13 protein-coding genes are annotated in these 12,032 nt (G+C 62.7%); 5 read left to right on the forward strand and 8 right to left on the reverse strand.

The annotated features are described in order from the left end of the window. Positions 1–120 precede the first annotated feature (120 nt). Complete coding sequence (locus HNQ36_RS21485; RefSeq protein WP_184088605.1) at positions 121–744, reverse strand: cysteine hydrolase family protein; 624 nt, start codon at positions 742–744, stop codon at positions 121–123. A 137-nt stretch (positions 745–881) separates the two neighbouring features. Here HNQ36_RS21485 and dnaG point away from each other — a divergent pair, with 137 nt between their 5' ends. From dnaG to HNQ36_RS21505, 4 genes are all read left to right on the forward strand, one after another. Beyond that, positions 882–2,906, forward strand: a complete 2,025-nt coding sequence (dnaG, locus tag HNQ36_RS21490; protein WP_184089144.1) for a DNA primase — start codon at positions 882–884, stop codon at positions 2,904–2,906. A gap of 389 nt (positions 2,907–3,295) precedes the next feature. Beyond that, positions 3,296–5,434: an RNA polymerase sigma factor RpoD gene (rpoD, locus tag HNQ36_RS21495; protein ID WP_184088608.1), complete on the forward strand. Its 2,139-nt coding sequence runs from the start codon at positions 3,296–3,298 to the stop codon at positions 5,432–5,434. Between the two features lie 113 nt (positions 5,435–5,547). Next, the gene (locus HNQ36_RS21500; protein WP_184088611.1) at positions 5,548–5,958 is read left to right on the forward strand and encodes a DUF4345 domain-containing protein; all 411 of its coding nucleotides are present in this window, start codon (positions 5,548–5,550) and stop codon (positions 5,956–5,958) included. Between the two features lie 97 nt (positions 5,959–6,055). Continuing rightward, positions 6,056–6,856 carry a lytic murein transglycosylase gene (locus HNQ36_RS21505; RefSeq protein WP_184088614.1) on the forward strand — a complete coding sequence of 267 codons (801 nt, stop codon included), beginning with the start codon at positions 6,056–6,058 and terminating at the stop codon, positions 6,854–6,856. 225 nt (positions 6,857–7,081) lie between these two features. Here HNQ36_RS21505 and HNQ36_RS21510 read toward each other — a convergent pair whose 3' ends face one another. From HNQ36_RS21510 to HNQ36_RS21530, 5 genes are all read right to left on the reverse strand, one after another. Then, the gene (locus HNQ36_RS21510) at positions 7,082–7,537 is read right to left on the reverse strand and encodes a DUF6647 family protein (RefSeq protein WP_184088617.1); all 456 of its coding nucleotides are present in this window, start codon (positions 7,535–7,537) and stop codon (positions 7,082–7,084) included. 186 nt (positions 7,538–7,723) lie between these two features. Further along, positions 7,724–8,197: an SRPBCC domain-containing protein gene (locus tag HNQ36_RS21515; protein WP_184088620.1), complete on the reverse strand. Its 474-nt coding sequence runs from the start codon at positions 8,195–8,197 to the stop codon at positions 7,724–7,726. Then, positions 8,194–8,538 carry an ArsR/SmtB family transcription factor gene (locus tag HNQ36_RS21520; protein ID WP_184088623.1) on the reverse strand — a complete coding sequence of 115 codons (345 nt, stop codon included), beginning with the start codon at positions 8,536–8,538 and terminating at the stop codon, positions 8,194–8,196. The genes HNQ36_RS21515 and HNQ36_RS21520 overlap by 4 nt, the downstream gene beginning before the upstream one ends. A gap of 148 nt (positions 8,539–8,686) precedes the next feature. Then, complete coding sequence (locus HNQ36_RS21525) at positions 8,687–8,956, reverse strand: DUF2798 domain-containing protein (protein ID WP_184088626.1); 270 nt, start codon at positions 8,954–8,956, stop codon at positions 8,687–8,689. Between the two features lie 468 nt (positions 8,957–9,424). Further along, positions 9,425–9,643 (reverse strand): hypothetical protein, encoded by a 219-nt coding sequence (locus HNQ36_RS21530; RefSeq protein ID WP_184088629.1) that lies wholly within the window; start codon positions 9,641–9,643, stop codon positions 9,425–9,427. A gap of 220 nt (positions 9,644–9,863) precedes the next feature. On the opposite strand from HNQ36_RS21530, the gene HNQ36_RS21535 reads away from it, so the two are divergent. Beyond that, positions 9,864–11,078, forward strand: coding sequence for a GGDEF domain-containing protein (locus tag HNQ36_RS21535; RefSeq protein WP_184088632.1), 1,215 nt, complete (start codon positions 9,864–9,866; stop codon positions 11,076–11,078). 31 nt (positions 11,079–11,109) lie between these two features. Here HNQ36_RS21535 and HNQ36_RS21540 read toward each other — a convergent pair whose 3' ends face one another. Together HNQ36_RS21540 and HNQ36_RS21545 are read right to left on the reverse strand one after the other, a co-directional pair. Beyond that, entirely contained in the window at positions 11,110–11,349 is a 240-nt protein-coding gene (locus HNQ36_RS21540; protein WP_184088635.1) for a DUF2171 domain-containing protein, read from the reverse strand. Positions 11,350–11,769: 420 nt separating this feature from the next. Next, complete coding sequence (locus HNQ36_RS21545; RefSeq protein ID WP_184088638.1) at positions 11,770–11,991, reverse strand: hypothetical protein; 222 nt, start codon at positions 11,989–11,991, stop codon at positions 11,770–11,772. Positions 11,992–12,032: the final 41 nt, after the last annotated feature.

Raw genomic sequence — 12,032 nt, forward strand, 5'->3', positions numbered from 1 at the left:
CGGCCATCCACGTCTTATTTGCGGCGGCACCGGCAAGACATGGATGGCCGGAATAAATCCGGCCATGACGAGTCAAACAACCACGACCTTGCTTGGATTGACTGCTCTCCGGTCAGACTCTCAGGCCACCGCCTGCGCCGAAGCCGTCAGCGCCGCAGTGTCCTTCACGACAATCGCGAAACGATCCGCCAGTTCGGACAGCGCCACGCGGTGCACGACGCTGGCCGGGATCGTGCCGCCGAGCGGATCGGGCAGGTCGCGGGTCGCGGTCGCATTGGCGACAATCGTGGTGCGGTACTTCAGGTCCGTCGCGGCGCGCGCGGTGGCGCTGACGCACATATGGGTCATGAAACCCGCAAGGATCAGTTCCGAGCGGCCGGTGCTTTTCACCAATGCATCGAGATCCGTGCCCGCGAACGAATTCGGCAGGGTCTTGCGCACCACCACTTCGCCGGCAGCCGGAGTCAGCAGTTGCACGATCGGGGCGGTCGGTCCGTCCTCGGCGAACAGCGGGCGGCCCGAAGGCGCGTGCTGCACGATATGGAACACCGGAACGCCCTGCACGCGGGCCAGCTTCAACAGCTTGGCGGCTTCCACGATGGCGGCGTCGACGCCGTCCAGCGGCAGGCTGCCTTTGGTGTATTCAACCTGGGCATCGATGATGACGAGCGCGGATTTGTCGAGCGCGCTCGGATGCAGCGGCGCGCCGGCGATCTGGAGCAGGGATTTCGGGGCAGGGGCCATTTTTCTTGCTTTCGTTGGATAATTTGGAACGGACGCCGGACCATAAGTCCTGTGAATAGCCGGGACAACCAGCGAAGAATTAGGGGATAGGACAGATCGTCCTATATTGATGGCCGGTTAGGCAACCCTTGAGTCTCATGCGCTTCACGCCTCAATTTCTCGACGAACTGCGCGCCCGGCTTCCGGTTTCGGAAGTCGTGGGCAAGCGCGTGAAGTTGAAGCGGGCCGGCAAGGAGTGGAAGGGGCTGTCGCCGTTCCATCAGGAGAAGACGCCGTCCTTCACGGTCAACGACCAGAAGGGATTTTATCACGACTTCTCCAGCAACAAGCACGGCGACATCATCTCCTTCGTGATGGAAACCGAAGGCGTCGGTTTCCCCGAAGCCGTCGAGCGCCTCGCCTCGATGGCGGGCATGCCGCTGCCAGCGGTGACGCCCGACGCTGCGCGGCAGGAGCAGCGTCGCAAGACGTTGCACGACGTGATGGACCTCGCCGCGAAATTCTTCGCCGACACGCTGGCCTCGCGCAATGGCGCCAAGGCGCGCGGCTATCTCGGCGACCGCGCCATTTCGCCTGCGACGCAATTGCAGTTTCGTTTGGGTTACGCGCCCGCAGAGCGGTTCGCGCTGAAGGAGCATCTGGGCGGCCTCGGCATTCCGGTCGCGGACATGGTCGAGGCGGGACTTCTGATCGGCGGCGACGACATTCCGGTACCGTACGACCGGTTTCGCGATCGCGTGATGTTTCCGATCACCGACGCGCGCAACCGCGTCATCGCCTTCGGCGGCCGTGCGCTGGAAAAGGACGTGCCCGCAAAGTATCTCAATTCGCCGGAAACGCCGCTGTTTCACAAGGGCGACAATCTCTACAATCTCGCCACCGCCCGGCAGGCCGCGCATGAAGGCGCACCCCTCATCGCAGTGGAGGGTTATGTCGACGTGATCGCGATGGTCAGCGTCGGGTTCAACGCGAGCGTCGCGCCGCTCGGCACCGCGCTGACCGAGAACCAGCTCGCACTGCTGTGGAAGATGGCGGACGAGCCGATCCTGTGCTTCGACGGCGACGGCGCCGGCCAGCGCGCGGCATTTCGCGCAGCCGATCTGGCGATGCCGCATCTCAAGCCGGGAAAAAGTCTGCGCGTCGCGCTGCTGCCCGAGGGGCAGGACCCCGACGATCTGGCGCGTTCCGGCGGGCGCGGCGCCATCGAGGAAGTGATCGCGCAGGCAAAGCCGCTGGCGGAGATCGTGTGGTCGCGCGAGATCGAAGGCGGCAGCTTCGCCACGCCCGAGCGCCGCGCGGCGCTGGAAGCACGCATCAACGAACTCACCAACGGCATCCGCGACGAAGTGGTGCGGCGCTATTACCGGCAGGATTTTTCCGAGCGGCTGCGCAATGCCTTCGCGCCTCAGTCCGGCTACCGCGACGGTCCGCGCGGCGGCGGATTCCGGGGACAAAATCAGGGCGGGTTCGGCCGCGAATCAGGGCAGCGTTTTCAGCAGCGCCCCCCGTTTGCCCCCGGTGGAACCGGAAGGAACGATGGCCGGGGCGGCCTATCCACAGGTCCGCGCACCATCAACCGCTCGCCCTATCAGGTCGCCAGCCCGCAGCTCGCAGGCTCGTCGATCATGCGCGGCCAGCGCAGTTCCCTGTCCCGGCGCGAGGCCTTGATCCTGCTGTCGCTGATCAATCACCCCTGGCTTTTGCACGATCATCTCGAGGAAGTTGCAGCCTTGGAGCTGGCCCATCCCGAAGCCCACAAGCTGCGGGCCGGGATTATCGGCGCGTTCTCAAATTATTCGCATACCGACGATCCGGCGGCGGAAAGCGCGCGGCTGCGGGCGAGTTTGGATCGGGCGGGATATTCCGAGCAGATTCAAAAGGTTGAGCGGTCACTCACCACCAAGAATGTGTGGGGCGCGCAGCCGGGTGCTGCGGAGGAGGACGTTCTGGCCACCTGGCACCAGCTCGTTGCCTTGCATCGCCAATGGCACTCCTTACTTAGAGAACTCAAGGATGCCGAACTGGCGCTTGGGCAAGACAGCAGCGAGAGAAACCTTTCCTGGCTGCGCGATGTGAAAGCCCGGCTTGCCGAAGTGGACGGCCTTGAGGCGCTGATCGAGGGTTTCGGCGAATCGTCGGGCCGGTTCCAGCGCAGGAGTTGACGAAACCGCCGCGATGGGCCTTTAAAGCCTCCGCCAAGGCCTTAAAAAGACTCGCCAAACCGGGTTTTTACCCGCAAAAACAGGGTTAATCGAAGCTTAACGGCCTTCGGCCATACCTACACCTTCGGCCCGGGTGGTGCCCTCAAAAGCGCCGCCCTTTCCGCATCGCAGTGATCCGGTTCTGACATTCGTATCCGACCCTTCGCGGGCACTCTTACGAATGTCAGAACCAAAGGATCACTAGAATCTTAATTTGCTAGTGTCCTTCGTATCCGACGTTCGTACAGAGAGCTCCGCAGAGTGAAACGAACGTCGGATACGGACACTAGCGGTTTCAAATTCCACGCGGGCCACCGGCCCACGTCGTGAGCGTGTTTCAGGAGCAGTGAATGGCCATCAAGGCAAAGACGGCAGCGATCAAAGACACCGCCAAGGATCAGAAGGCCGCCGACACGCCTGAGAAGGACGGAGCAGACGCACCGTCTCCGTTGCTCGATCTGTCCGACGCCGCCGTCAAGAAGATGATCAAGCAGGCCAAGAAGCGCGGCTTCGTGACCTTCGATCAACTCAACGAAGTGCTGCCCTCCGACACCACCTCGCCCGAACAGATCGAAGACATCATGGCGATGCTCTCCGACATGGGCATCAATGTCTCCGAGTCCGACGACGCGAACGACGAAGACGAAGAGAAGCAGGAAGAGGCCGAGGACGAGACCGACAACGAACTCGTCGAGGTCACCTCAAAGGCCGTCACCGAAACCAAGAAGTCCGAGCCGGGCGAGCGCACCGACGATCCCGTGCGCATGTATCTGCGCGAGATGGGCACCGTCGAGCTGTTGTCGCGCGAGGGCGAAATCGCCATCGCCAAGCGCATCGAGGCCGGCCGCGAGGCGATGATCGCAGGGCTCTGCGAAAGCCCGCTGACCTTCCAGGCCATCATCATCTGGCGCGACGAACTCAACGAAGGAAAGATCTTCCTTCGCGACATTATTGACCTTGAGGCCACCTACGCCGGTCCCGACGCCAAGAACAACATGAACCCGGCGATGATCGCCGGTCCCGTCGGCCCCGACGGCCAGCCGACCAGCGCTATCATCAACGCCGACGGCACCGTTCAGGTGATGCCCGCGCAGGCGGCCGCCGCGCCGGCCGCGCCTCCCGCGCCGACGCCGTTCCGCCCCGCAGGCGACACTGCCGGCAAGGCGCCCGGCGAAGCCGCCGCCGAAGCGGACATGGACGAGGACGACGAGTTCGAGAACCAGATGTCGCTCGCGGCCATCGAGGCCGAACTGAAGCCGAAGGTGGTCGAGACCTTCGACAAGATCGCCAGCGAGTACAAGAAGCTGCGCCGTCTTCAGGAGCAGGACATCCAGAACCAGCTCCAGAACGAGACGCTCTCGCCGGCGCAGGAGCGCAAGTACAAGAAGCTGAAGGACGAAATCGTCGTCGAGGTGAAGTCGCTGCGGCTTAACCAGGCGCGTATCGATTCGCTGGTCGAGCAGCTCTACGACATCAACAAGCGGCTGGTGTCGTTCGAGGGCCGCCTGTTCCGTCTCGGCGACAGCCACGGCGTCGGCCGCGAGGACTTCCTGCGCAACTATCAGGGCTCGGAGCTTGATCCGCGCTGGCTCAACCGCGTCTCGAAACTCGCCGCCAAGGGCTGGAAGAATTTCGTCGCGGTCGAGAAGGACCGCATCAAGGAATTGCGCCACGAGATCCAGCAGCTCGCGGGCCTCACCGGTCTGGAGATCGGCGAATTCCGCAAGATCGTGCACGGCGTGCAGAAGGGCGAGCGCGAAGCCCGTCAGGCCAAGAAGGAAATGGTCGAGGCCAACCTGCGCCTCGTGATTTCCATCGCCAAGAAATACACCAACCGCGGCCTGCAGTTCCTCGATCTCATTCAGGAAGGCAACATCGGCCTGATGAAGGCGGTCGACAAGTTCGAATACCGCCGCGGCTACAAGTTCTCGACCTACGCGACGTGGTGGATCCGTCAGGCCATTACCCGCTCGATCGCCGATCAGGCGCGCACCATTCGTATCCCGGTGCACATGATCGAAACGATCAACAAGATCGTGCGCACCTCGCGCCAGATGCTGAACGAGATCGGCCGCGAGCCGACCCCGGAAGAGCTGGCCGAGAAGCTCGGCATGCCGCTGGAGAAGGTGCGCAAGGTTCTTAAGATCGCCAAGGAGCCGCTCTCGCTGGAGACCCCGGTGGGCGACGAGGAAGATTCGCATCTCGGCGATTTCATCGAGGACAAGAACGCGGTGCTGCCGATCGACGCGGCAATCCAGTCGAACCTGCGCGAAACCACGACCCGCGTGCTGGCCTCATTGACGCCGCGCGAGGAGCGCGTGCTGCGCATGCGCTTTGGCATCGGCATGAACACCGACCACACGCTGGAAGAAGTCGGCCAGCAGTTCTCGGTGACCCGCGAACGTATCCGTCAGATCGAGGCGAAGGCGCTGCGGAAGCTGAAGCATCCGAGCCGAAGCAGGAAGCTGCGGAGCTTCCTTGATAACTGACGATCAACCAGCTGATCGACCTTTGAGCAATTTGAACCCGGTGCGTGCGCGCGCCGGGTTTTTTCATGCGTTTTAGATTTTGCCCAACCCCGATTTGAAAACGGAGATTTTCCATGAGCGCCAGCGACCCGATGCTGCTCAGTCAGCGTATTGCCCAGGCTTGTCTGTTTCTGGCAGGTGCCATCGCCGTCTTCGGTGGCACGCTGCAGATGTATCTCGGCCAGCCTGAGACCACCCCGCGGCTCGACAATGTCCATCGCTTCATGGGCGGGATTTATCTGATGTCGGGTGTGGTCGGGCTGTGGGCCGCGGCGACCATCCGCCAGCACCACACGCTGATCTTTCTGCTGGCGCTCACTGTACTGCTCGGCGGGATCGGCCGCGTGATCTCGATCAGCAAGGTCGGCTTGCCCGAACCGTCAGCGGTCTGGCTCGGTTATCTTGTTCCCGAATTGATTCTTCCGTGGATCATCATCGCGGCCCAGATCGTGACCAACCGCGCCATCAGCGAGGCACCGAATTGATCGCGTTCGCATGGTCCTTTCAGGTCAGAACCGGCGTTATTGTTTGAACCTGAATCTCGTGGCATCATCGACATGTATTCTGTAACGGAGCTGTTTCATGCGCGTGTTCGCCGCCGTTCTCATCTCGCTCCTCCTCGTAACCCCCACCTTCGCCGCGCGCTGCGGCGGAGATTTCCAGACCTTCGTCTCCGCGATGGCGCAGGAAGCGCAGGCGGCGGGGATCTCGCGCGGCGTGATCGACAGCGCGCTCAATGGCGTGACGCAGGACCCTGGGGTGCTGGCGTTCGACCGCCGCCAGCGCGGCACCTTCAACAAGACGTTTGAGCAATATATCGCCACCCGCGTGGGGCCGGGCCGCATCAAGACCGGACAGGCGATGCTGCAGCGGCATGCCTCGCTGCTGTCGCGCATCGAGCAACGCTTCGGCGTGCCGCCGCAGATCATCGTCGCGATCTGGGGGCTGGAATCGGATTTCGGCAAGGGTGATCTTGGCAGAATGCCGGTGGTGCGCACGCTGGCGACCATGGCGCATGATTGCCGCCGCACCGAATTGTTTCAGGGCGAGTTGCTGGCGGCCCTGAAGATCGTCCAGCGCGGCGATCTCCCGCTGCGCGATCTGGTCGGCGCCTATGCCGGCGAACTCGGCCAGACCCAGTTCCTGCCGTCGTCCTATATCAAGTACGGCGTCGATTTCGACGGTAACGGCCATGTCGATCTGCGCCACAGTATTCCGGACGTGCTGGCCTCGACGGCGAACCTGCTCAAGACCGCGGGATTCCGGGGTGGCCAACCTTATGGCGAAGGCACCGCGAATTTCGAGGCGATGCGCGAATGGAATCGCGCGACCATCTATCGCAAGACCATCGGCTATTTCGCCGACCGCCTCGCGGGACGGTGAATTCGGGTCGCGCCGAAGTGTGAGAAACCGACGCGAATCCTAAACCCCGTCGTCCCCGCGAAAGCGGGGACCCATGCGGTTCGGATTTCATTTTTTGTTGTTGCGCCGACGAACAAGCGGTCATGGGAATGGATCCCCGCTTTCGCGGGGATGACCCGTTGAGACACGACGCGCCTCGCGGGGCGATGACGCTCTCTGATGCCGCACGGCTGACGTGTGCTGCAGCTAGAATCCGCAGGACGTGCTGACTTTCAATGTGAACTTGTCGATGCCGAACGTGTGCTCGAGGCTTTGCCCGAACAGGCGAAGCCATTGGTCCTGTGCGCGATAGGCAAGCTCCTCGCGCGCCGCCGGGCATTCGTACCTGATGCCGCCGATGTTCTGAAGGTGATGAACCATCTCGTGCACCAGCATCGACAGGTCGGCCGCTGTGCCGCCGGTCCATGTCAGGGGAAGGTAGATGGTCCGGTTGGGATCATCGTAAACGGCGACGGTGTCGCGCGGGTCGGAGACAGGCGGCATGGCGGCGATGTCGCGCCGCACCTCCACGCTGAAGGCTTGATGACGGACGGCCATGATCCTGGCCGGGGAGACCAGTTCGATTTTCGGTTGCTCGCTCAGGGGCGGCAGGTTGAAGTTGGCTGAGAGCCAAAGCGCGATTGCGGTCAACAGGGCTGTCATATCGGCGCTCCTGTCTGGGTTGAGGACGGGCGCAGGCTATTCCCTGTTTCGGTCTCCGGATGTGGCGTGCTTCACGCGCGAGCGTCATCCTTACGGGTAGCTTGCAGTACCGGATGCAGTAACAACAAAAAAGAAAAGGGCAGCACGCATGCTGCCCTTGGTTGTTCGATGCGCTGATGAAAGCGATCACATCGTCTTGGCGTGCGCCACCAGCTGATCGAGCGCGGTGCCCCAGCCGCTGTGGAAGCCCATCTCTTCGTGGGTCTTCTTTCCCGCTTCGTCCTTGTGGATCGCGCAGGCGGTGTACTTCGTGCCGCCCTTGATGGGATCGATGAGGACGACACCGGTGAAGAAGCCGTCGTCGCGCGGGCGGAAGCCCGGCAGCAGCGCATCGGTAAAGACCAGTTTGCGCTTCTCCACGACCTCGAGACAGCAGCCGATGTTGTTCATGTCCTGCCCCTCGGGCGAGCGCATCACGGTGCGGAAGATGCCGCCCGGGCGAAGATCGATCTCGCACTCCACCGTCTTCCACGGCGCAGGGGTGAACCATTTCATCAAATGCTGCGGCTCGGTCCAGGCTCTCCAGACCAGTTCGGGCGGCACGTCGATCTCACGTTCGAGGATGAGATCGAGCTTGGGGTCGATTTTGTACGCGGTCACTTCGGTGTCTCCGTGGCGTTGAGGTGTCTGAGATAGTCGTCGAGTTGGTCGAGCCTTTTGGTCCAGAGCGTGCGTTGCGCGCCGATCCAGTCCTCGGCGGCCGCCAGCGGCTTGGGCTTGAGATGGCAGGTGCGGACCCGTCCCACCTTTTTCGACCTGACGAGGCCGCATTCCTCCAGCACCTTGAGGTGCTGAAGAAACGTCGGCAGCGCCATGCTGAACGGCTCTGCGAGATCGCTCACCGTGGCAGGGCCGGACGTCAGTTTTGCCAGCACCGCGCGCCGGGTCGGATCGGCGAGGGCGTGGAACGTATCGTTGAGGCGGTCTTGTTGGTTAGTCATGTGGCTAACTATAATCTCGCAGAAGGTTAGGTCAACGCCTAAGTGTTGCGGCAAGCGGACGCAGGGCGTGTGCTGCCGGGACTTCGCGAAATTTGCGGAAACAGCCGGGAAAAGGCGGGTTTTGCGGCCGCCCTTTCTCCTTGGGACGTCAGTCCGCGGCGGGCGGCGCGACCACCATCGCCACGATCCGCCGCACCAGCGGCAGCACCGCGAGCAGGGTCGGAAACGCGACCAGCCAGGAAATGCCCCAGGCCGCGGGCCATGTCGCGAGAAAAGCCTCTGTGGCACCGAGACTCTTCAGCGTCGAAATCCCCGAGACCACGAAGGTCATCAGGATCGACAGCACCAGCGGCATCACGATCGAAGCATAACGCGCGGGCAGCTTGCCGCGCGCGCGGGATTTGGGAAGCGTTGTCATCAGGTCACTCTTTGAAAAACGGACCGCCTGTCGTCAGAGATGCGCGATGACGGTTGCGGGCAATGATCGCAAGCTTGCCTCGTGGTGTGAGGAGCTGGGCGTGCTGTTCGTCATGGCATTCCTCCGGGCCGGCGGCCTCGGTTGAATGCGTTGCCTGACGTGAGACGCTTACGGCGCGATCAGCGCGGGGTCGTTCTAGCGAGGATGGGGTTGGGATTCAAGCGTTGCGGGATGGGGCAATCGCTGAAGGAGAGGCGGGGAAGCGCGGATGGCGCAAGGGAAAATTATTTGTAGAGCCGCCCTGAAACCGGCGGCTCGGGCGAAGCGACTCCGCCCGAGCCACTTCAAATAAACAAAACTACTTCTTCTTGGCCTTCTTGGCCTTCTTCACTGTCTTCTTCGCCGCCTTCTTCGCCTTCTTGGCTTTCTTCGCCATGGCATCCTCATGGGTTCGAGTTGACGTCAACGTCACGAGGCATGCTCGGCGATAGGCCAGTGCGCAGCCTCGATTCCGATCCGAACCGATTCGCTGAAATTTGTCGCCTGTTTTTCAGCATTGTGCCGTCTCGGTGACATTGCCGGTGTCTTTTTCTGTGGACGGCGGCTTGCGCGCTCAGGGTTAACATCGGGCAAAGGCTTTCGTTTTGCTTTCGCGATTGCCGGTGCGAGCGCCACAACGGCTTTCATTTGGGCATGTGCCCCGCATCTTCATCAAATCACAACCACGGCGCGGTTTATCCGAAGCCGGTCAGACTCCGTTAAGAGCGCCCCTGCAAGGATGCATCCGGCTTCGGGGGAGGCGGAATTCCGGGTGATCCGGAATCGGGAGTGGGTTTATGCAACGGGCGGCGATCAATCACAGGGACAGGGCAGAAGACGCGATCAATCGCGCGCCCTTGGCCCGGTCATGCTGAGCGTCCCGACCCTCTGGATCGTTTTCGTCGTCAACTTCGTTGCGATCGGGACGGTGTGGGTTCACGTCGTCCGCAGCTATCCCAATCTCGAGGCCGCGCGGTTCTGGACCGCGGGCGCGCTGGTCGCGGCGCTCGGCGCCGCGGTTGCGATGACCCGCAGCTTCATCGATCCGCAGCAGACGACTCTTCTGCTGATCCCGCTGCTGGCTGGCGGCTCCATTCTGATTTTGGCGATCTGCCTTGCCGCGATGGGCATCCGGCGGTTCTACGGCGTGCCGGTGTCATGGCGCTTCACAGCGGCGATGGTCGCGATCAACTTCGTCGGCCTGGCGTACTTCGTCTGGCACGACAACATGGCGATGCGCATTGTGATCTACTCGGCCTGCCAGGCGATTCCGATCGCGATGACGCTGCCGCTGTTGTTGTCCCGCAAAAACGGCCACGCGCATCCGGGCGCGCGGATGGCCGGCTACATCGCGATCCTGATGATCGGGGTGTATGTGGCGCGCTCTCTGGCCGCGCTGTTGAAGGTCGGCGGGCCAGTCTCGCTGGTCGACTTCAACCAGTTTCAGGCCGTCGTGATCCTGATGCTGGTGTTCCTGTCGATGATGTGGAATTTCGGCTTCCTGCTGATGGCGATCGACCGGCTGCGCGCCGAGGTCGCGGATCTGGCGATGTTCGATGATCTCACCGGCGCCGCCAACCGCCGCCAGTTCCTGGCGCGACTGGACGAGGAATGCGCGCGCTCCGGCCGCAGCGGCGAGGCGTTCGCGCTCTTGATGATCGATCTCGACGAGTTCAAGGAAGTGAACGACAACCACGGCCATGCCGCCGGCGACGAATGCCTGCGGCGGTTCACCCGCGCCGCCGAAAGCCGGCTGCGCACCGGCGATCTTCTGGCGCGCATGGGCGGTGACGAATTCTGCGTGGTGCTGCCGTCGACCACCTTGCGCGAGGGCGCGATGGTGGCCCGTCACATTCTGGAAGCCTGTCAGGGCGAAGCCGTGCAGGGCAACGGCGTCTCGCTGCCGCTGTCGGCGTCGATCGGCGTCGCGCAGTGGCGGCCCGAGATCGGGCTGCATGCGGAACGGCTGATCGCCGCAGCCGACCGGGCGCTCTACACCGCCAAGAAGGACGGCAAGAACGGCTATGCGGTGTTCGACGCGACGCCGCTCGAAGCCGAGCCTGTGCTGCGCAAATCGGCCTGAAGGCCGCGCGGCGCTGTTTCTCTTCCTCGCGCTACTTCTCTTCCTCAAACGTCACGGCGACGTCGGCATTGGCCGACAGGCGCACCTTCTGGCCCTCGACGCCGGCGACAAGCCCCTGATCGATATAGTGATGGTGGCCCTTGTGGCTGCCTTGGCCGCTGTCGGCCTTGGTCAGCTTGATCCGGCCGCCCTCGACCCGATCGACGGTGCCGACATGCACGCCGTCGGCGCCGATGACTTCCATATGCTCTTTGATCTGGCTCACGCTCATGGGGGATGTCCTTTGGGGTGTACTTTTGGGGGATGTGTTGTGACGCCCGTTAACGCGCGGACGGCCAAAGCGTTCATTCTGTGCGCGGCTTATCCGCGCGCGCGAGATGGATCGCAGGCGGAACGACAAGGTGATATGCTGCCTGAGGCATCGGCCAGCACGACAACAGGAGGACGCAATGGCGAAGGGCAAGGACAAGGGCAACAAGGAAAAGAAAAAGCCCAAGGCGGACAAGAACGCGCCGAAGAGCGGCGGCTCCAGCTATCAGCAGAGCAAGGGCGGCAAGAAGTAGCCCGCATGGTCCCGCTGGCGAGACATCGAACCTGAGGTCTCAATTCCGGGCGCGGGACATGATCGCCGGGCCGTGAGGTCCGGCGGTGCGGTGTCGCTTTCAGGCGGGCGCTTTTAGCGAACCCTGCTTTAATCGAACCAGTCGGCCCGGTTCGCGGGCAACTGTCCGCGCGTGCCGTTGGTCACGGCCTTGAACATCTCGCACAGCTCAAACTCCAGAAATTCGTTCGCCAGGATCAGCGCGCGGATCGTGCTGCGCATGTCGCCGCCGCATGCCGCGATGGCCTGATCCGCTGCAATATCCAGCCGCTCCGATTCCGACTGCGGGCCGGAGGCGAGTTGATCCAACATGACGATGTTCCGTAGTGACGAGTGGGGCGCATGTTCTCTTT

The organism is Afipia massiliensis, from assembly GCF_014203115.1.
GTDB classification, from domain to species: Bacteria; Pseudomonadota; Alphaproteobacteria; order Rhizobiales; family Xanthobacteraceae; genus Afipia; species Afipia massiliensis.